This window comes from Mesorhizobium sp. WSM4845, from assembly GCF_055811455.1.
The window spans coordinates 100613-120608 of record NZ_JBVVQA010000016.1 but is presented as its reverse complement, the minus strand read 5'-3'; the positions used below and the strand labels follow the sequence as shown (position 1 = coordinate 120608).

21 protein-coding genes and 1 pseudogene are annotated in these 19996 nt (G+C 60.8%); 9 read left to right on the top strand and 13 right to left on the bottom strand.

The window, feature by feature from the left end:
* Window positions 1–68: 68 nt before the first annotated feature.
* From AC0L2C_RS19290 to AC0L2C_RS19250, 9 genes and pseudogenes are all read right to left on the bottom strand, one after another.
* Window positions 69–615, bottom strand: a pseudogene (locus AC0L2C_RS19290) (carboxymuconolactone decarboxylase family protein).
* 295 nt (window positions 616–910) lie between these two features.
* On the bottom strand, window positions 911–1879 hold the full coding sequence (locus tag AC0L2C_RS19285) for an MBL fold metallo-hydrolase (RefSeq protein WP_473524140.1): 969 nt from the start codon (window positions 1877–1879) through the stop codon (window positions 911–913).
* Window positions 1880–2156: 277 nt separating this feature from the next.
* Window positions 2157–2906: an SDR family NAD(P)-dependent oxidoreductase gene (locus AC0L2C_RS19280; protein WP_473524139.1), complete on the bottom strand. Its 750-nt coding sequence runs from the start codon at window positions 2904–2906 to the stop codon at window positions 2157–2159.
* A 45-nt stretch (window positions 2907–2951) separates the two neighbouring features.
* A complete protein-coding gene (locus tag AC0L2C_RS19275; protein ID WP_473524138.1) occupies window positions 2952–3551 on the bottom strand; it encodes a hypothetical protein in 600 nt (199 codons plus the stop codon).
* Window positions 3541–4089, bottom strand: coding sequence for a type 1 glutamine amidotransferase family protein (locus AC0L2C_RS19270; protein WP_287174911.1), 549 nt, complete (start codon window positions 4087–4089; stop codon window positions 3541–3543). Before AC0L2C_RS19270 ends, AC0L2C_RS19275 begins: the two co-directional genes overlap by 11 nt.
* A 126-nt stretch (window positions 4090–4215) precedes the next feature.
* Complete coding sequence (locus tag AC0L2C_RS19265) at window positions 4216–5046, bottom strand: alpha/beta fold hydrolase (RefSeq protein WP_473524171.1); 831 nt, start codon at window positions 5044–5046, stop codon at window positions 4216–4218.
* Between the two features lie 146 nt (window positions 5047–5192).
* Complete coding sequence (locus AC0L2C_RS19260; protein WP_473524170.1) at window positions 5193–5390, bottom strand: alpha/beta fold hydrolase; 198 nt, start codon at window positions 5388–5390, stop codon at window positions 5193–5195.
* Complete coding sequence (locus tag AC0L2C_RS19255) at window positions 5345–6172, bottom strand: alpha/beta fold hydrolase (protein WP_473524137.1); 828 nt, start codon at window positions 6170–6172, stop codon at window positions 5345–5347. Before AC0L2C_RS19255 ends, AC0L2C_RS19260 begins: the two co-directional genes overlap by 46 nt.
* 76 nt (window positions 6173–6248) lie before the next feature.
* Window positions 6249–8978, bottom strand: coding sequence for an ATP-binding protein (locus AC0L2C_RS19250; protein WP_473524136.1), 2730 nt, complete (start codon window positions 8976–8978; stop codon window positions 6249–6251).
* Window positions 8979–9522: 544 nt separating this feature from the next.
* Here AC0L2C_RS19250 and AC0L2C_RS19245 point away from each other — a divergent pair.
* The 3 genes from AC0L2C_RS19245 to AC0L2C_RS19235 all read left to right on the top strand — a co-directional run bounded on the left by AC0L2C_RS19245 (window position 9523) and on the right by AC0L2C_RS19235 (window position 12169).
* Window positions 9523–10914 (top strand): AAA family ATPase, encoded by a 1392-nt coding sequence (locus AC0L2C_RS19245; RefSeq protein WP_473524169.1) that lies wholly within the window; start codon window positions 9523–9525, stop codon window positions 10912–10914.
* A gap of 40 nt (window positions 10915–10954) precedes the next feature.
* Window positions 10955–11329 carry a hypothetical protein gene (locus tag AC0L2C_RS19240; protein ID WP_473524135.1) on the top strand — a complete coding sequence of 125 codons (375 nt, stop codon included), beginning with the start codon at window positions 10955–10957 and terminating at the stop codon, window positions 11327–11329.
* 201 nt (window positions 11330–11530) lie between these two features.
* A complete protein-coding gene (locus tag AC0L2C_RS19235) occupies window positions 11531–12169 on the top strand; it encodes a superoxide dismutase (protein ID WP_473524134.1) in 639 nt (212 codons plus the stop codon).
* 171 nt (window positions 12170–12340) lie between these two features.
* On the opposite strand, the gene AC0L2C_RS19230 is transcribed toward AC0L2C_RS19235, so the two are convergent.
* Complete coding sequence (locus AC0L2C_RS19230) at window positions 12341–13414, bottom strand: class I SAM-dependent methyltransferase (RefSeq protein ID WP_473524133.1); 1074 nt, start codon at window positions 13412–13414, stop codon at window positions 12341–12343.
* Between the two features lie 218 nt (window positions 13415–13632).
* Between AC0L2C_RS19230 and AC0L2C_RS19225 the strand changes: the two genes are divergently transcribed.
* Entirely contained in the window at window positions 13633–14688 is a 1056-nt protein-coding gene (locus AC0L2C_RS19225; protein ID WP_473524132.1) for a GlxA family transcriptional regulator, read from the top strand.
* 37 nt (window positions 14689–14725) lie between these two features.
* Here AC0L2C_RS19225 and AC0L2C_RS19220 read toward each other — a convergent pair whose 3' ends face one another.
* Entirely contained in the window at window positions 14726–15358 is a 633-nt protein-coding gene (locus AC0L2C_RS19220; protein WP_473524131.1) for a recombinase family protein, read from the bottom strand.
* 241 nt (window positions 15359–15599) lie between these two features.
* On the opposite strand from AC0L2C_RS19220, the gene AC0L2C_RS19215 reads away from it, so the two are divergent.
* The gene (locus AC0L2C_RS19215; RefSeq protein WP_236372122.1) at window positions 15600–15770 is read left to right on the top strand and encodes a hypothetical protein; all 171 of its coding nucleotides are present in this window, start codon (window positions 15600–15602) and stop codon (window positions 15768–15770) included.
* A gap of 571 nt (window positions 15771–16341) precedes the next feature.
* Here AC0L2C_RS19215 and AC0L2C_RS19210 read toward each other — a convergent pair.
* Both AC0L2C_RS19210 and AC0L2C_RS19205 read right to left on the bottom strand, forming a co-directional pair.
* Window positions 16342–16467: a hypothetical protein gene (locus AC0L2C_RS19210; RefSeq protein ID WP_473524130.1), complete on the bottom strand. Its 126-nt coding sequence runs from the start codon at window positions 16465–16467 to the stop codon at window positions 16342–16344.
* A gap of 764 nt (window positions 16468–17231) precedes the next feature.
* Window positions 17232–17495 (bottom strand): transcriptional regulator, encoded by a 264-nt coding sequence (locus AC0L2C_RS19205; protein WP_287203521.1) that lies wholly within the window; start codon window positions 17493–17495, stop codon window positions 17232–17234.
* A gap of 76 nt (window positions 17496–17571) precedes the next feature.
* On the opposite strand from AC0L2C_RS19205, the gene AC0L2C_RS19200 reads away from it, so the two are divergent.
* Genes AC0L2C_RS19200 through AC0L2C_RS19185 form a run of 4 tightly spaced genes read left to right on the top strand, consistent with a single transcriptional unit; the run spans window position 17572 to window position 19963 of the window.
* The gene (locus AC0L2C_RS19200; RefSeq protein ID WP_473524129.1) at window positions 17572–17928 is read left to right on the top strand and encodes a hypothetical protein; all 357 of its coding nucleotides are present in this window, start codon (window positions 17572–17574) and stop codon (window positions 17926–17928) included.
* Window positions 17929–17954: 26 nt separating this feature from the next.
* Window positions 17955–18647, top strand: a complete 693-nt coding sequence (locus AC0L2C_RS19195) for a hypothetical protein (protein ID WP_287203499.1) — start codon at window positions 17955–17957, stop codon at window positions 18645–18647.
* Window positions 18648–18650: 3 nt separating this feature from the next.
* A complete protein-coding gene (locus tag AC0L2C_RS19190; protein WP_287203498.1) occupies window positions 18651–18887 on the top strand; it encodes a hypothetical protein in 237 nt (78 codons plus the stop codon).
* The gene (locus AC0L2C_RS19185; RefSeq protein ID WP_287203497.1) at window positions 18887–19963 is read left to right on the top strand and encodes a tyrosine-type recombinase/integrase; all 1077 of its coding nucleotides are present in this window, start codon (window positions 18887–18889) and stop codon (window positions 19961–19963) included. Before AC0L2C_RS19190 ends, AC0L2C_RS19185 begins: the two co-directional genes overlap by 1 nt.
* Window positions 19964–19996: the final 33 nt, after the last annotated feature.

Here is a 19996-nt window from a genome sequence, read left to right as displayed (position 1 = left end):
AAGTTCCTCGTTTGTGTGGCGCTGAAAGGATGGGAGGGTGGTCGCAGGAAACGACCACCCTTCGTTGGTCATGCGGCAAGGCGATCGATACGTGGAAAATCGATTTCGTGCCCAGAGCTTCGTTGACGTAGTTGGGGAAGGTGTTCAGCGCGACATGCGCGATGATCTCGAGAATTTCGGCATCGCCGTAACCGGCGGCGCGGACCTTTTCGATTTCGTCCGGCGCCACCGAGCCGCGCGCGTCGACAAGGGCGCGGCCGAATTCGACAGCGGCGGCGGCCTTTGGATCGTTCGAGGTGCCGCGGCGGTTTGCTTCGATTTCGCTCTCGTCCAGCCTGGCGAATTTTGCGCCGGTATAGGTATGCGCGGACAGGCAGTAATCGCAACCATTGGCCTCGGCCATGGCAGGGCGATCCGCTCGCGGGTGGCCGGAGCCAGCTTTCCCTTGCCGAGAGCGCCCTGCAGCGCCGTCAGGCCGTTCAGAGCGGCGGGGCTGTTCGACACCAGGCGAAAGATGTTCGGCACGGAGCCGATCTGCTTCTGGACGGCTTCAAGCACAGGGCGGGACGCTTCCGGTGCATCGTTGATTGTGGCGGGCGTGGGAATGCGGGACATGTCTATATCCTTGATTTGGTTTTGAAAGGCTGTCCCTTTCGTCCCCGATAAGATGCTCCGGTCTGGACGATGATGAACATCGAAAAGGCGGAAGATACTCCTGTGTCAGACGCATCAATGACGACTATCAGAGTTCGAGTTGGATCCGGTTTCCCCGTCGGTTTCTTGGGCGGGGACTGCGCAGCACAGCAGCACTTCGCCTTCGCCAATCGCCGCCGTCGGCTCCTTGACGTAGGTCACCGCACCTTTGGTGAGCTTGGTGCGGCATGATGTGCTCCAAAGCAGGCGGTCGGGCTCATTCTTGATAAGCCCACTCGGCTGGTATCCAACGCATCTTTCCACCGTCGGCCACGATCCGTCCCAAGCCTGGGAAAGGCATGTGGGTGGCTGCGACCAGGGCTTTTTCCTCGGCCGCACGCGGGAAAAATCGTTCGCGCATGATCTGCGCGGCCGGTCGGTCCTGCTCGAACAGGAAGCCGACCTCCGGATTCGAGGGATGGACAACCGGGAAGAGCATGTCCGAAACCATCAGCAGACTTTGTCCGCCATCCTCGATGCGGACTCCGATGTGTCCGGGCGTGTGGCCGGTCAGGTCGATGATCGAGACGCCCGGTGTGATCTGACGTTCGCCATCCATTGCCTGCAGGTTTGGATAGAGGCGGACCAGTTCCAAAGATGCATCGAAGCTGGGTTTCAGGAACTCCGGAGCTGAAATTCTCTTCGCGGGATCAGTCCAGTACGCGACGTCACGGCGATCGACGTACACGTCAGAATTCGGGAAGTTCCGGGTTCCACCGGCCACCAGGCCGCCCAGGTGATCGACATGCATATGCGTGACGATGACCGCCCCAATATCTTCTCTCGTGATTCCCATTGTGTCGAGCGCACCAGGGAGCTGTCCCGTTTTGCCCATCGCGCCGGCGGGACCGGTGTCGATCAGGATCAGGCGCTCGCCGTCATCGACGAGATACTGGTTAAACACGAAGCGGATGCCTCCGGGCTTGGCCGCCGATATCGCCTGCGCTCGTTCCTCAACTTGTTCGGGCGTGCTCCCGGGGAAATAGCCGAAGGGCATATCGGCAAAGCCGTCCACCAGCGCGGTTACGGTGAAGCGGCCGATCTTGATTTGTGCTGAGGGGACGAGCGTTTTGGGATCGGCAGTCCGCGCTTTCGCGGTATTCACGCTGGCGGCCAAAGCGGAGCCTAGTGCAACTGGGACCGCGGGGATTGCGAAGGCAAAGGCTCTGCGCGAAAGATTTGTCATGAGTTTCTCCTGCTGAACGAAAGTTCTCTTCGGCACTGGGTATCGGGGTTGATTTTGGCGTGCGGGCGCATCAACCCGGCGCTTACGCTCTCCAGACACGCTGGACAGATAGACTTTCACCGGCGCGTCGTCGGTGGCCACCCATAGATGCCCAATTACTATCTGGGTTCTTGAGCAGAAGATCTGGCTGCTCGGAGCACAAAGTCGGGCTTTCGGTCATGTCCATTACCTTGTGTAGTACCAGTTAAAATAATAGCCGGGCCCGCATCTTGGACGCTCATACTTGCGCCATACCGCCGTCGACAAAGAATTCGACGCCATTTACAAAGCTGCTTTCTTCCGACGCCAAGAAAAGCGCCGCTGCTGCGATTTCGTCCGGACGTCCCATGCGTCCCAGAGGAGTCTGGGCGATTAAAAACTCCGTCATCTGACGATCTTGTTCGAGATCAGGCGTTAAGCCGTGCAAACCCGGCGTCGAAGTGGCGCCCGGCGACAGGACGTTCACCCGGATCCCGGAACCTTTCAGATCGAGAATCCAGCTCCGGGCGAAGCTGCGAATCGCTGCTTTGCTCGCGCCGTAGACGCTGAAAGCAGGGGATCCGTGGCTTCCAGTAGTGGAACCGGTTAAAATAATCGAGCCACCGCCCTGCATCAGCGGCAATGCCTTCTGGACGGTAAAAAGCGTGCCTTTAACATTGACGCCGAAGGTTGTGTCGAAATGCGTCTCGGTAATCTCGCCCAGCGGCATGAACTCGCCAAGCCCGGCATTTGCGAAGAGGATGTCGATGCGGCCCTTCTGGGTCGTGACGGTCTCATACAGTCGGTCGAGGTCCTGAGCACTGGAAACATCGCTGCGAACGCCAGTGACGTTGTCACCTAACGACGCGACGGCTTTATCCAGCTCGGGCTGGCGCCGTCCCGTTATGAACACGTACGCGCCCTCCTCCATAAAGCGCTTTGCACTTGCTAAGCCGATACCGCTATTTCCGCCGGTAACGAGAGCGATTTTTCCGTCTAATTTTCCCATGATCGGCTCCAGTGCGCATGGCTGCAGAGGCAGCGGTTTTAAAGTTTAACTGAAGAGCTGCAGTGCCCTCGCCCGGCTGGTCATACGCCCGCGTAAGCAAGCCTGGTGAAGAAGGCGGGATTCATGATGAACTGTCTCGGCGCCAGCCAACCTCCCGCCTCGGCGAAAATAGCCGAGGCTAGGCAGCACAGGCCGAAGCCGCGGCGAGACAAATTGATTGTATGCGCATTGGGCATCGCGCTCTCCTACGCCATGTAGTGTCAGGCTAGAGGGCCTCGCCGGGAGCCTCACCCTTTGATGAAATCCAGGATGTCCTGGTTCAGCCGGTCCTTGTGGGTCGTCGGTTCCAAGGTCGAAGAGGATCAGGTCCTTCTCGGTCCGGATCAGCGGAACGTTGCATTTCGCATCGATGGCGCCGCTGCTCCCGCCAAGCCGTTTCTCGATGTCGACCCATTCGGCAGGCATCGCGTCCGGTGCGACGACCTCCGCCGGCAGCATAAAATGGCCGTCGCTCAGCACCGTGATGTTGAAGGAACCGTGGCGGAAGCGGTGGGGCGAGGCGGCCATGGCGCGCCATGGCCGCACTGAAGAGCAGCCGACAAACCCGGCGGCGCCGGCAAGGAAGGTGCGTCGATCAAGTCTCATGGCCCAATCTCCTGATCTCGAATTGTCTGGTGGCTGCAGCCAACAGCGCAGCGACGGCGGCAGACGGCGGCCAGGCCCCGTCGCCGAGGATGAGCAGGCCATCTCCCGCGCCCTTAGGGAGGATATCCAGCAGGCTCGGTAGAACGGCGATCGGCTTGCCTGCCTGTAGGAACTGAGCGATCAGCGCCGCGGCCGAGTTGCGATCAGCGTCGCGCCAGAGCGCGCCCGGCTCGCCGACGCAGAAACCGCCGTGAAAATCCTCCTCGAACAGCTCGCCGAATCTGAGCGTGTTGGCGAGATCGTCACGGGCGCGGCGGTCGGCCTGGAACCGCCTTGCAAGCTCGTCGGCTTCCGCTCCCAGTCGCGTGAAACGCGTGGGCCAGGGGTAGCCGCCGCACATCGACGCTACAAGCACCTCGGCGCCCGCATCCTGAAGCGCGTAGTAGACCCCCAGGAACTGCTCGAGCCCGACGTTGCCGGCTTCCGAGGACCGACTGAGCATGACGGCTATGCGAAGCGGCGCGCCCGTGGACGTCATCTCGGCCCCCTGACAATCACTCGACTCCGGCGCACGAAGATCCTTGGGCCGTCCGCGCGCTCCAGATATTCCTCCGCCATAGCGGTCCTAGTCGAGGTCATGGCAAGTCTCCTCTTTCGCTTGCGGTCAGCTCTTGATGAAGGCGAGCAGGTCCGCGTTGACGATGTCGGGATGCGTCGTGCACAGGCCATGCGGAAGACCGGCATAGGTCTTCAGCGTTGCGTTCCTGAGAAGCTTGGCGGACAGCGGAGCGGAGTCGGCGTACGGCACGATCTGATCGTCGTCGCCGTGCATGACGAGCACCGGAACATCGATCTTCTCCAGGTCGTCGGTGAAGTCGGTTTCCGAGAACGCCTTGATGCAATCGTAGTGCGCTTTGGCGCCGCCCATCATGCCCTGCCGCCACCAATTGTCGATGATGCCCTGCGAAACCTTCGCGCCCGGCCGGTTGAAACCGTAGAAGGGACCGGAGGGCACGTCGTAGTAGAATTGCGCCCGGTTCGCGACCAGCGCCGCGCGAAACCCGTCGAACACCTCGATCGGTAGGCCGCCCGGGTTCTTGGCGGATTTCACCATGATCGGCGGCACTGCGCCTATCAGCACCGCTTTGGCGACGCGACCCGGTTTTGCGCGAGCTACGTAATGCGCGACCTCGCCGCCGCCGGTCGAATGGCCGATATGGACGGCATTCTTCAGGTCGAGCGCCTCGGCCAGTTCGGCAACGTCGGCCGCGTAGGTGTCCATCTCGTTGCCGGTGTCAGACTGTGTTGAGCGGCCGTGGCCGCGGCGATCATGCGCGATGACCCGGTAGCGGTTGTGCAGGAAGAACAGCATCTGGTTGTCCCAGTCGTCGGCGCTGAGCGGCCAGCCGTGATGGAAGACGATCGGCTGTGCGTCCTTCGAACCCCAGTCCTTATAGAAAATCTCGGTGCCGCCCTTCGTGGTGATGAAGCCCATGTTCTGTCGTCCTTCGCTGGGTTGAGTGGTGGATTCAGCGGAAATCGCCTGCGCAGCGTATGCCGGCAGAAGGGTCGCCGCTCCGGCGGTGATGCCTGCTGCGAGCATCTCGCGGCGGGTGAGTTGGATCGGATGCAGGGTGGCGCTCACGGCTGTGACTCCTCGCCGAGGAAGCGAATGACCTCGTCGCCGAACTCGCGCGGGTACTGGAACAGGAAGGCGTGGCCGGAGTCCGGGTAGACGATCAGCCGCGCGTTCGGGATCGCCTGCGCCAGGGCGTAAGACTGGAGCGTCGGGATCATGACGTCTTCGTTCCCGTTCGCCACCAGCACCGGCTGGCGGATCGCCCGACACGATTGAGAAGCGATGTTTCCGGCGTCCCTAGATCCCCTGCGGCGGCAAGCATCGCCTTCCAGGTTTTTTCGCTCACTAGCCTCGCAAATGAATCCTTGCGCTCCCGTAGCCGAGCGAGGTGCGCACGTCCGGCCGCCTGGCTGGTTTGCGTGTCCTTGAAAAAGAGGAAGAGGAAGTCGTCGTCTGTGTTTGTCGGCTTGGTGGCGACCTCAATTGCCATGGGATTCAGGTTTGCGCCCTCGACATAGCCCGCGCCGCTACCGGCGATGACCAGCCTGCGCACGAGGTCGGGCCGCTGGAGCGTCAGTTCCTGCGCGACGAGGCCGCCGAAGGAGAAGCCCAGCAGATCGACCTGCTTGAAACCCAGGCCGTCGATGAAGGCGCCGGCGTTCCTCGCCCAATCGGCCATGCGGAGAGGGGCCTCGCCGCCGGAGCGGGCCACGCCGATATTGTCGAATATGACGACGTATCGGCTTGCCGCGACATGATCGAGGAATGCCGGGTCCCATTCGTCCATCGTCCCGCGAAAGCGGTTGAGGAGAACCAGAGGCGTTCCGGACGGCGTCCCGAGCGTCCGGTAGGCGTAGGCGACGCCGTCGACGTCGAACGTTTTCGTCTCCACGCAGGCGGCGTCGCAGAACCCAGTCTGGCTGGGTTCTGCCGAGGTGGTCGGGTTGGCCGTCGTCGAGGTGATCAGGACGGCGAACAGTGCAGTGCCGGCCAGACCGGCGACGACCGCTTGACGTAAGGATGTACTGCGGGTTGAAGTCATCGCTCTTTCCCTCTGCGCGCTTCGTTCGATGACGAGACAGTTGCGCAGTGGAGCGGCGTGAACCAGTTAATCGTTGCTAAACGGCGCTAACCAGCTTGTTTAGCGTTACCAGACTGGCCACCGAACGCGCCTCCAGAGCCAACGCGCCTTGATCTCGCGCCATTTCGATCGCGCGCTGGAGGAGCAGCCGGGCCTCAGTCGGGCGCGAGGCCTGTTCGGCAAGTATCTTGCCTTTCTGGTGCAGCAGTTCCGGGCAGTACCAAGCCTCGCCACTCGACCTGCAGCGCGCCAGAGCGTTGTCGAGCAGCGCCACGGCTTCCAGCTCCTGGCCAATCCTCGCCAGCCCGGAGGCGAGTATCGATTGGAAGACAGTGTGGTAAAGATAGAATCCCGCACGATCCAGCCGGTCGAGAGCTTCGCCGACGAGTGTGACGCCCGTTGCGGCGTCTCCGGTTCGAATCAGGATATCGCCCTCGAAACATTCGGCATAGGCATGCCAAACGTCGAGCGCGTGGTCGTGCGTGCGCCGATGCAGCATGTCCGTATAGCGCTCGGCGCGTGCGAGGTCACCGGCCATCAGCGACACCGGACAGGCGGCGTCCGACAGGGCGTGGCACAATGTGAGATTGTGGCCCGCGGCAAGAGCGGCGCTGACCATATCGTCGATCTCACGCAGGGCCGCTTCTGTTTTGCCGCGCAGCCACAGCAGACGCGCCAGAGTAATGCGGGCGGTGATGCGTTGATCGTATTGAAATCGCGCCAGATGCGATCCGTTCGACGGCGGGCGATAGGCATCCAGCATGCGCCGAACATGGCTTTCCGCGGCTGGCTGATCGCCCAGCAGATGCAGTGCCCTTGCCTTCATCCTCTCGCCGATCAACTGGTCCGAGACCTCTGCCGAACGCTCAGACAGCGCGCAGAACGCCTCGGCCCTTTCGAGCGCCGCTCGAGGTTCGCCGCCGTTTGTCCGATCGACCCACAGCGCCCAAAGCGCGCGCAGCTGGAAGTCGACATCATCGACCCTCTGGGCGATCTCGAATGAGCGCGTCCAGGCTTGCGCGCCCCCGGGCCGTCCTGAAATCGCGCGCATGTGCGGAAAGCCAAGGGCCGCATGAAGCCGCATCAGGCTTTGCTGATCGGCGTCGGGCTGTCGTTCGAGCCAATCCAGCGCTTGCCTTACCCGCAACAGGCATTCGTCGACCAGCGAAAGATGGTACCACAGCGGAATTGCCGCGACTGTCATTGCAACGCCGGCCGCCGCGTCGCCGCCCGGCGAGAAGCACCAGTCGAGCGCAGCCCTGAGATTGCCGACGTCGCGGGCGAAGCCGTCCACCCAGCCGGCGTCCTGCTCATGCGGCGCGGCACATTCGAGCAGGCTCCGATAGTGGACTGCGTGGCGGCGCGAAGCGTCTTCCCGCGACACGGCGACCGAAAATTTCTCGGCTGCGTAGGCGCGAGTCATGTCAAGCAGGCGATAGCGCACCGGATAGGCATTGCGATCAACGACCACGAGCGACTTCGCGGCAAGGTCGATGATGCACTCTTCGACGTCGCCGCCACTTTCACCCGACACCACTGCGCGCGCCGCCGCCAGCGTAAAATCCTGATTGAACACCGAAAGCTGCGCGAGAGCGGCCTGCTGTGCCGGGGAAAGCAGGGAAAAGCTCCACTCCATCGTCGCGCGAAGCGTCTGGTGGCGTGGCAGAGCCGTGCGTCGTCCACGCGTCAGGATGTCGAAATTAGACCGCAGCGATTCCGCAACGCCGGCAATGCCGAACGTATCAACGCGCCCCGCAGCCAGTTCGATAGCGAGCACGATGCCATCGAGGCGGCGGCAGATATCGGCCACCACCGGGGCGTCGGCGTCGCTCAAAGAATAACCTCCAAGGCTTGCCGAAGCGCGCTCGACGAACAGCTGGACCGCAGCAAAATCCAATGCCCTTGCCGCATCCAGCTTCTCGTCCGGTCCCGGGCAGTCCAGCGGCGGCAAGCGCAGAACCCATTCGGGCGCGACCCGAAGCGGCTCCCTGCTGGTCGCCAGGATCGTCACGTGCCGCGTCCTGGTGATCAGTTCCTCGGCGATCGCCGCGACTTCGTTGATGAGGTGCTCGCAGCAGTCGAGGACGAGCAGCATCGAGCGATGACTAAGCTTGTTCGCCAGCTCAGCGAGCGGATCGGTCGAGGCGAGCACTAAACCCGCTGCGGTGGCGATCAGCTCGGTGATCAGCGCTCCATTGGCAATCCCGGAGAAATCGACGAACGCCGTGCCGTCCGAATAACCATCATCCAGGCGTTGAGCAAGAGCGAGCGCTACTGTCGTCTTTCCAATGCCTCCCGGACCGACGAGGGTGAGCAGCCTTTGCTCGGGCAGCTGCCCCTCAAGCTGATCGAGAACCGCCTCTCTCCCGATGATGCGGTTGGCCAGCCGGGGTAGCGGCAGTCGGGCTATCGTGGGTTGCTGGCCATCGGCCCGCGTCGGCGACTCCTTGCGCGTGACCGGCGCCACGAAGCTGTAGCCGCGATTTGGAACGTTCGAGATATATTGCTGCGCCTCGGGGCCCTCGCCGAGAATCTTGCGCAGCGACGTGATGTGGACGCGCAGGTTGTTTTCCTCGACGAACATGTTTCGCCAGACCTGGGAGACGAGCTCGTCTTTGGAAACGATCTCTCCGGCGCGCAACACCAGGACGATGAGGATATCCAAAGCGCGGCTGCCAATCCTCAGCCTTTCGTCGCCCCGCATAAGCAGGCGCTCGGCCGGCACCAGCGTAAACGAACCAAAGGAGAGTGCGGCGCCCGGTGTCACATTCCAAACCTAGTGGTGCAACGAAGTTTTAGATTTCCACAAGAAGCAGGTCTGTGTGAAGCTATACCTTGGATTCATGACTTGCACGCCTCGGTTCCAACGTTCGCTTCGGCCCCGACTCTGACGGTCGGCAACGCGCCCCTTACCAGTCGTCGAGCCGACTACCGGCGAATTCCAGAAGCGGACACACGAGGCAAGCCGGCTGACGAGCTAGAGCGCGACGACTAGCAGCGTTTGGCTCGACCGTTATTCGCTGATTTATATGCAACCAAGTCATGGCAACCCTTGACCGGCAGCACCCGCGCGACCTTCTTCTTGAACCGCACCAGTCTGGGCCCCCTGAGCGTGAATGCCAGCGCCGTTTTGCTGAGCCGCTGGCAACAGTATGGGAATCGGTGATAAGTAATCACGCGGTCGAACTGGCTTGTTGAAGAAGACGCTTGGCGAGGCACAAGAATAATCAGAGAGTTGGGGGGAGCGTGCTCTTAAAAATCAACCGGATCAAGGACCTAGGAGTTTTCTCAGATTAACCTGGGATGCCAAGCTGCCCGCGTTTGAGCGCTTCAACGTCTTGTACGGCGAAAACGGCTCAGGCAAAACCACCCTTTCCCGTCTTTTCGATTGCCTCATAACGGGCCTCCATGAGGAATACCCCTCGCTCGAATTCAAGATTGAATCGGAAACGGGAGAACTTGCGCACGGCATGGCCGCAGCCAGGAAGGTTCGCGTTTTCAACGCCGATTTTGTACAATCCAACATCGGCCAACTAGACGGCAATCTCAAACCCATCCTCGTCATAGGCGAGGAGAACAAGGCCGTTGCAGAGGCCTTGGCTGCCGACGAAGTGGAAGTCGCAAAAAGGAACTCCGCAATTACAGCCGCCGAGGCTCGCATCAAGTCTCACGAAACAGGCCGAGGAAAGATATTTTCGCAGATAGCGAGCACTGTCAGCGAAGCGACGAGTGGCACCACTCAGCGCACATATCGCAAAAACAACGCTGAAAGCGCTTTCGCAAACCTTTCCGCTACCAGCACCCTTTCCGATGAACAATTGGCAACCCATCGCAGGACGACCCTGCAGGCATCAATCGCGGAGAAAAAGGCGCAAATCTCCAACGCGCATAAGGCGGGCGAACAGCTGACCCAGATGCTGCAAACTTTTCTCGGTCGCAGCGAACTCGTCTTCAATTCAGGGGATGATGGCTACCGCGTCCACCGTAATGGGAAAAATGCGAAACGCCTGAGTGAGGGCGAGCGGACGGCGATTGCATTCATCTATTTCATCGTCCAGCTGAAAGACCAGGACTTCAAACTGTCGGATGGGGTCGTCGTTATCGATGATCCTGTATCGAGTCTGGACTCAAACTCAGTTTATCAGGCGTTCGCATTTCTCAAAAACGCAGTGAGGGATGCGAAGCAGGTATTCCTCCTGACTCACAATTTTTCGTTCCTGCGATTGCTCATAAACTGGCTGCAGAACGACCCCGCTACGAGGAAGAAAAATCAGCTGTACATGCTTGTTTGCCGAATAGATGCAGCTGGACGCCACTCGACAATTGTCGGCTTGGATAAGGCCCTCATTGACCACCCCACAGAATACCATTTCCTGTTCAAGACACTCGCCACCTTCAAAGGCGATGGAACGATTGCAGGGTGCTATCACATTCCAAATGTGACCCGGAAAGTGCTGGAGACATTCCTGGACTTTTTCGTACCCGGCAACAACAGCCTCTACGCGAAGTTGTCTGCGGTGAAGTTCGACGAGAACAAAAAAACGGCCATCTACAAATACGCCAACGATTTATCACATTTCACCGGCCAAGGCTTTGAGCCTGGACTCGTTCAGGAGAGTCAGAAGAACGTCACCTACTTGCTGGAAATGATTCAGGCGCTTGCCCCGCAACATTACGACGGCATGGTTACGGCAACGTCATGAATTGGGAGTGTGAGTTTCCCCCTGCAGACGGGGCAAAAATATGACCTATGACTTTTCAAGTCTGGCTCACGCTGATTTTGAAGACATGGTGCGCGATCTCGTCGGCCTTGAACTCAAGATGCGCTTTGAGGCATTCGGTCCGGGGCCTGACGGAGGCATGGACGGACGACAATCAAAAGGCGGCTCCACGGCAATTCTCCAGGCTAAGCATTATGCCGGTTCCTCATTTGATGCGCTCGCTGCCGCCATGAAACGCGAGCGTGTGTCGATAGATAAAATGTCGGCATCTAGATATTTGCTTGCGACCTCCCGGCCCCTATCGCCAGGCAACAAAGGCAAACTGGCCAAGATCATTGGGCCGACCCTAAAGACGCAGGCGGACAGGCGGAAACAGTGTCATGTGATCAGTCCGTGATTGATTTCAGGTTGTCGGAAGGGGGTCGGATCAAGTCTTCGAAGCATCTCTGGGAGGTCGGTCGCCAGGGGCGCTAGGGCGGGAAGCAAGCCTCGTCTCGGCAGGGCTGTTATTCGAGTCGCCCGGCGGGACCAGTCTCAGCCTGTGCAATTCCGCAGCCGCGGGCATGTCGTGCCTGTGGTCGCCAACGTGAAACCTATCGTGATCATGGCCGGAAGCCGTCGGCTCGTCCCCGTCCTCATGCGAATGGCCGTGATGGTCATGCGCGGCGGCGACAGCCGAATCCGGCACGGCAAAGTCTGGAACGGGCGAGCGCATGCCCAGCACTGCGAGCACAAGCAGGCAGATCAGGAGGGCCTTTGCGGCCGACAGGGCGGGCTTTCGGAACTCGATTGGAAGACTGCACCCGGTTTTTTCATCAACGGCCTTAAGCGGGAGGAACTGGTAGCGCGGAACTCGATGATCCTGCACGAGGTGTTCTTTGATGGGCTGGGCGAAGAAAGCGGCCCGGACCAGATCCTGCTGGAGGCCTTGGCCCGCGATTTCGAATCCTTCGATCGCTGGCGGGCGGAGTTTTCCGCCATGGGCCGGGCACAGGGTGGCGGTTCGGGCTGGGTGCTGCTCACCTATTCGCAGCGGGACCGCAAGCTGGTAAACGCCTGGGCCGCCGATCATACCACGACCATAGCCGGCGGTGTCCCGATTCTGGCTCTCGATATGTACGAGCACTCCTACCACATCGATTTCGGCGCGAAGGCGGCAGACTACGTGGATGTGTTCATTGGAGCCGTCAATTGGCCGAACGTCCTGCGGCTGTTCGGCCAAGCACAGCAACCATGATGTTTCGCGTCGAGTCACAAAGGTGCTTGCATCGCGGCCTTGTTCGCGTTTTCGAAACTGCTCATGGTCCTATCCTTTGTAGGTTGCGATTGGTCGCCGGATCGGGAGCCGGATGACATCCGGGTCCATCCATGCGAGTGCGGTCGCCACCAGATGACGCAGATCCGCGGATCAGAGCCGCGCCTCGAGGATTAAGTTGAACGGCGTCGCGAAAGCGCGGCGGAAGCGGCTGAAGCCGGCTTTGCGGAACACATCTGCCAGCCGCTTCTCGCCGGCCTGCGCGCCGAGCACCAGATGGCCGCCTTCTGAGATTGCGTGCGCACAACAGATCGTCGTGGAGGCCGCGTAGTACAATCTGGCTATCGGCGAGATGTTGTCTTCGACCCGGTCATTGGCGAAGGGCTCGACCAGCATCACGGCGCCGTCGGGCGCAAGCGCCTTGGCCGCATGCTCCGCCGCGCCCAGCGGATCGCCCATGTCGTGCAGCGCATCGAAGAAGCAGATCAGGTCGTAGCCCTTGCCGGGATAGTTGTCGGCCCGCGCCGCCGCGAAGGTCGCCCGCTGCGAAGCCCCCGCCTCGGCAGCAACCGTCCGAGCTTCTGCCAGAGATTGCTGGTGCGTGTCGAAACCGCGGAACTGCGAGGCCGGAAAGGCCCCCGCCATCAGCACCGTCGAATGGCCGTGCCCGCAACCGATATCGGCCACCAGGGCGCCTGCCTTGAGCTTGTCGACGACCCCGTCGAGGGCCGGCAGCCATTCGGGGACCAGGCTTGCCTTGTAGGCGTTGCGGTAGAAACCCGCGACCCCGCAGGCGAGCCGTCCGTCATGATCGCCCCAGGGTATGCCGTTGCCGGTGCGGAATGCCTCCACGGCCTTGTTCTCGTCGGCCCACATCGATGCGGGGACGGCCCAGGCGTTGGGAAAGAAGGCGGGGCTGTCCTCGTCTGCGAGGACCATCGCCTGCTCCGGCGTCAACTCATAAGTGTCGCTGACCGGGTGGTAGGCCACATAGCCGCCGGCAACCTGTGCGTTAAGCCACTCGCGCACGTAGCGTTCAGCGCAGTCGGCGCGGGTGGCAAGCTCACGCGCGCTTAGCGGGCCGGCCCCGGCCATGGCCTTGTACAGGCCGAGCCGGTGGCCGAGGCTGATCATCACGCCGCCGTAGCCGGCCGAAAGATCCCCGAATGCGCGTGCGACCAGCGCGTCAAGCTTCGCGGCATCGACATTGTTGTGGGTGTGTTCCATTTTCCTGCTCTCCTGTTTGCTGACCCAGAGGAATCTGAGGCTGCCCCATACATCACAGGGACAGGAGGCGAGCGGCAGAGCCGGAATCTCCAGAATCGGGCCGTTTATGCCACGCCGGTCGGCAATCAGTCGGCAACTCGCCTGCCTGAAATGCCGGCAGCTGGCATGGCTCCATCGCTCCATCGGTGTTATTTTCGCCGTCGAAGGGGACGGCCGGCATGCTGCGAGACGACACTGCCTCGACCAGATCTCAGACGCTCCACGTGAGCCTCGTCGCCATTCCGGAGGCGGTGGTATCAACGCTCTCCGGCGTTTTCGACGTGATGAACGCCTTCTCCATGTTGCACCCACCCGGAAAGACGCTACAGGCGCGGCCGTTCCAAGTGGAAATCGTGGGGCTCCGGACCGGCCCGCTGGAGCTCGCCAGCCTAATCCCTGTCACCGTGCAGCGAAGCGTGGCGGACATTGATGCAACCGACATAGTCATCGTTCCCTCGATCCTGCTCGGGCCGCAGGGCTGGCCGAAAGGGCAGCACCCGGAGTTGATCGAATGGTTTCGCGCCATGCATCGCCGCGGCGCGCTTCTATGCTCGGCCTGCTCAGGCATCTTCCCGCTCGCCGAGACGGGGCTCTTCGATGGCATGGACGCGACGGTGCATTTCGGCTATGCGCGGGCCTTTGCTTCCGCCTTCCCGCAGGTGCCGATCCACCCTGAGCGCGTGCTGGTCGTCTCCGGCAAGCGCGAAGAACTGATCACGTCCGGCGCCTCCATGACCTGGCACGATCTGGTGCTCTACCTGATAGCCCGCCATGTCGGAGCGACCGCGGCACAGGAGGTCGCTCGGCTCTTTGCGCTGCAATGGCATCAAGATGGGCTGGCACCCTATATCGTCTTCGAAGGGCGAAACGACCATGGCGATCTCGCAATTCAGGCGGCCCAGGACTGGGTCGCCACGAATTTCTCGGTGGCCAATCCCGTCGAAGCGATGATCGGGCGCACCGGACTTACCGAGCGCACCTTCAAGCGCCGCTTCACGAGCGCGACCGGCTTGAGCCCCATCGCTTATGTGCAGCGCCTGAGAATCGAGGACGCCAAGCGCCGCCTTGAGCGGACCGAAGCCTCGGCCGACGAGATCAGCTGGCAGGTGGGCTACGAGGAGCCGGCCTTCTTCCGCCGCCTTTTCAAGCGCGTTACAGGGCTCACGCCGGGGGCCTATCGGCGACGTTTCAAAATCCCCGGCTATGCGCGACCGAGAGCGCGGCTCACATCGTGACGGAGCAGACGCAGGGACAATTGAGTGAATTTCCCGCCTATAAAAGCAAGTTCCGAGCAGATTGCCGCGCCAAGATGTTGCGCACGTTCGAAACCTGCCATTGACCATCGCGCGCTGTGCGCACACCCCGGTTGTTCAGGGCGATCGCCAAGCCGCGCAGGCTTGTGACGCCAGAGCGCCGGATGGAGTCGATGATCGGCAGCACGGTCTGGGCAAATCTGTCAGCCTCCCGGATCGAGATCTTCCGACCGTTTGCTGCAGCTTCTGCGATGTTCGTCGGATTGCCGAGCTTCATTCCAGTGGTCTTGCGAGGGGCGAGGGCGGCCTTGGTGCGCTCCGAGATCATACGCCGCTCCTTCTCGGCCAAAGCGGCGTAAAGGTGCAACATGAACGGATCGGCATCGGCACCGAGCTCGGCGACGATGAACGGAACGCGCTGGACCATCAGTCCGGCAATGAAGGCGACATCACGAGACAGGCGATCGAGCTTGGCCACGACCACCGGGCATTTTGTCTGGCGGGCAAGTGCGAGGGCGGCGTTTAATTGCTCCCGTCGATCAAGAGCATCCGCGCCCTTTCCGGTTTCGATCTCGGTGAACTCCTGGAGGACGATCATCCCCTCGGCCTCGGCAAAGCGGGCGACCGCGGCACGGTGGGCCTCGATGCCCAAGCCCGAGTGTCCTTGCCGCTGTGTGGAGACTCGATAATAGGCGACCGCGCTCGTCACGCTGCTTTTCCGGGGTGTTCAAACTGCAAACCACCGTTTGCAGTTTGCTCATAAGGCCAGGACTAGCAACTTATGTCTGGCCCACAGGGGAAATAGCCTGCGCTCCGTTCAGGTCTGCTGCCGCGCGGTCTTGAGCGTGCTTAGCCGGTGTCCTATAGCCACTCTGGATCATTGGGGTTTTAACATGGACGAAAAACTGACAGCGCTCTCAAAACGTCTCAAGGACGAGCAGCGCGATCTACTTCTCGCCGCCGCCGAGCAGAACACAATACCGAGCGCCAGCACGATTCAACGAGTGGCCATGCTTGAGCTCAACATCGCTGCCATTGAGAATACCCTCGCCGACGAAAAATGATCTGAGCGGGTAAATGAGCGGACCAGCCGTCCGACGAGCCAGGAGTGCCGCCCTACAGGAGCTTCATATCTTCGTAGGTGGTCACGAAGGTCACTGACGTGTCCAGTTTTCCCTCTAGCTCATGGACGGAGGTCTCCTTCCAGCGGGCCCTAGTCTTCAGCCAGAAGATCGCTGCAGTGACGGCCTCCCGACCTTCACCGGTCGCCTTGCGGTAGAGGCTTTCGGCAAACCGGGCGTTGGCCTTGATGGCGCCGCTCTCGAGCTCATGGGCGTAGGTCGCTCAGCGCGCAACGCCAACCGACGACATTGGGCGCTATTAGTCGCGATACGACCGGCAGTTGATCGCCCCCGTTAAATTGCAGGTCGCGCCAGGTGCTGAAGGCGGCGGGTCCTCCCAGCCTGCAAAAGGTATGCGGGGCGGCCAAGCGCGGTCCAACTCCAGTCTGATGCCTTTTTCGTAGCCTAAAGAGCAGCCTAAAGAGGTCGCCTAAACTCGAACGGGCCAAAGAAAAATATTCACGGTTCTCGTGGTCATGGGCTTTCTCCGGAGAACGCCGGTCCCTAGCCGTTCTCATCGAAGAAGATGACGCGCCTCGACCACAGTGCGATCTTGGGCGCGCCTGTCACGCAACGGCTTTTTGCGCTTCGGCGGCCGGTACTTCTCGACGAGCCTGATCTTGTCGATGTCAACCGTCACCAGTGATCCCAAGTCGACGGTTGCCCTGCCGGTTTCCTCGTCTATGCGCGTGATCTCGCCGGTGAGCTCGATCTGCTGCCCTTCTTCACCTTGGTATGATCGATGATCGAATGGGGGAAGCCATAGCTCGGGATGGACACGCTGACACGGTCCTCTGTGACCCGCCTGCGGACGGTGGCCGTGATCGCCACCAGATCTCCAATCACAACTCCCCGCGCCATTCCATGAGTCTGGAGCGGGCGGCATTTTAGTCAAGATGTCGCTAATATACCGGAACTGAGCGCAGCAGCAGGTAGGCGCGCAGGCAGGCCGTCAGGGGGCAAATGCCCGGCCACGTAAGTCAGGGAGGGATAACAAGAAAGTTGCTCGACATCGCCCCGAATCGTGCATCACTATGGCCTTGCAATCAGAGCACAAGACCGATCCTCCAGACGAAGGCCTCGACGCATATTGCCTAGGGCATGCCGCGCTCAGCGTGCCCATATCCACCATGGAAGCCGCAGCGCTATGCATGGCTGCTTCGATGGGATGAAGCCAAAGAGATGGATGAGGACGAAGAAGAGTAATTCAACCACGCGCGAAGGTAAGGGCAGCGACCGACATTTCGCCGCCGTCGCGCCCTGACCGTTGTTCCCGCCGGTCTACATGTTTCACGTGACGGCCACTGAGACACTTTGCGATCGGCGTTTGGAATGTCTTGCCTGGCCTAGGTACCTGGCCGGACGCCAGCCGTCCTAGCGGGCGCCGCAACATCGCTCGGGAGGTTAGTCTTGGCAAGCAGGTGATTTCTTGAGGCGCACGCCCGGCCCCTCGCCATTCTCGTCGACGAAGATCACGCCTGCCGCCTCGAGGGCGGTGCGTATTGCGGCTACGGTGCGCTCTTGTGCAGCCAGCGGACCGATCTGCGTTTCGAGCCGCTTGATCGAAGGTAGCGAGACCATGGACGCGGTCGCCAGGTCCCTTTGCTCCCAACGAATTAACGCCCTAGCTGCTCTCACCTGTTCGCTTGTTAGCGCACTCACATTGATACCTCAGGTATTGACAATGCCTTAGGCACTGATTAATACCTGAAGTATCGCATACTGAGACTCAAGGAGCAAGAGCATGCCGAACATCTCTGTTCGGGCAGCCGCTGAAGTCGGCTTCTTACGTATGAGCTTGATGGCATGGAATTCGCTCGTGGGAAGTGATCCCGCGACTCAAAAATCAGTAGAGGAGCGTTTCATGAACCAGCACGTCAATCGCCGCACCGTCGTCGCAGTAGCAGCGGGTGTCGACCCAAACCGGTCCCGTCCGGAACGGTTTTTTGTTGGGAAGCGAGAGGCGAAAAGCGTTGTTGGCCGGGATGCTTTTATTGTTCCACGGCGGAAAGAATTTCGGCGGGTATGCAAATTTGCACACCCGCGCGACTATCGGTCCTATAGGTTTTTAGATTTGACGGCGGGCCGAATCGAGGCGTAAGGTCAAAAACCTAGAGGGCTTTTAGCATGCCAACGATTGGCGAGTTCAACGCGCGTTTCGCGGAAATTATCGAGATCTCCGAAGGGGCGATCATGAAAACTCAGCGCACATTGCGCGATGCTGGATTGCTGACAACTGGTGCCCGCGGCGTAAACGCTCCGGAGTTCGTGCCGCTCGACGCCGCAAGGATGCTGATTGCAGTGCTCGTGACGGATAGGCCATCGCTCGCACCTGCTGCCGTACGTAGCTTCGGGGGACTCAAGATAGCATTTCAAAACTGGCATGAGACCGATGATCCCGAGCACGGCGCTTTGATCGAAAAATTGAAGGCCACCGAGACCTTTGAGGAAATGCTGGCCCTCCTCATAGGAGCGATCGCTGGCATGTCGCCCGATTTGCGGTCGAAGTATTTGCGCTCTCTTCACGTCGACTGCACTGCCAGCGAGTTGGCCGCCCAACTTCAATGTCCCGGCGTGCAATCGTTCTTCTCGACGATCGGCCCCTGGATGGACCTTTTGGGCGAGTCGGACCCGAAGCGCCGTGACGAAAAGGTCAAGGCGGCTGAGCTCGAGCAGCAGCGCGCAAGACGACGCGCCGCAGCCTTCATGGTCGGCGGTGGAAGGATAACAACAAATCGCATCGTCAAGGGTGACGTTGTTGCCGAGATCAGCGCACTGTTTCGACGCGCGACGGCAGAACCGCTGAGAAAGGCGGGCTGACCGATGGTGACCGCTACGCTCAATGTCAAATGGACGCCTCGGCGCATTCTCACGGTAAAAGAGGCTGCCGAATATTGCAGCATCCCGGCTCGCCGGTTTGCCGCCGACTGCAACGTCACGCCCCTTTCGCTACCCGGCGGCGAGCGGCGCTACGACATGCGCGACCTCGACGTCTGGATCGACAGCCTGAAATCCGGTGATCCGACCGGCGACGACGAGCTGATTGGAAAGCTCGGCTAATGGCCGTCGTTCACGTCAAGGGCTTTGCCACCTGGCAGGACAGGAAACCGCCTTACAAATGGCGATGCCGGCATCGCAAGACCGGCGCCATGATCGACACAGAAAAGTTTCAGCTCGGCAGCTTGGCGTTCTTTGCCGAATGTGCGCGCATCGTCGCGCTCAATGACAAGACGGATGATCCGAAGCCCGGCACACTCGGCCAGCTCATCGCCCGCTATCGCGCCAGCGTGTTTTTCACCGATCTGGCCGCACGCACACGAGCCGACTACCAGCGCTGCTTCGACTACCTGCAGCCGATTGCCGACACCATGCTGGACCGTTTCACGCCGCCGCTGGTGGTTAAGATCCGCGACAAGGCGGCAGCCAAGCATGGCCGCCGCTTCGGAAACTACGTCAAGACCGTGTTGGCGCTGACGTTCGCATGGGGCGTAGAACGCGGTTACCTCAAGGTGAATCCGGCGATGAAGATCAAAGGCATCCGCCGGCCGCGCGGCATGGCCGACGCGAATCGGCCATGGTCGGACAGCGAGCGCGATGCTGTCGCCGCTGCGCTGCCGGCCCATATGCGGCTGCCGGTGGCCCTGATGATGTATTGCGGCCTCGATCCTCAGGATGCGCTCAAGATCCCGCCCACGGCTGTCTCTGACGGCAAGATTGACGCCAGGCGAGGCAAGACCGGCGTGGCGATGTGGTTTCCGCTTCCGGCGCCTGTAGTCGCTGCATTGGCGGTGGCGCCGAAGCACGACGCGATCACGCTATGCGCCAACAGTCGTGGCAAGCCTTGGACGCCGTCCGGCTTCCGCGCGTCATGGCGGCCGATCCGGCAGGCACTTGAGAAATCTGGCGCCGTGCAACCAGGCCTGACGCTGAAGGGGCTTCGCCATACCGTGGCGACCATCCTCGCCGAAATGGGTTACGACGAGCGCACAATAGCCGACATGCTCGGCCAGAAGACGATCGAGATGGCACGCCACTACTCAAAGCGCGCCAACAAGAGCCGGAAAATGTCGGCCGTGGTCACCGATTTCGACGCCGAAGTGAACAGGCGGCGAACAAAAACTGTCAAACCCGTGTGAGAAAAACGTCAAACCGAAAGACGTCGACACCAT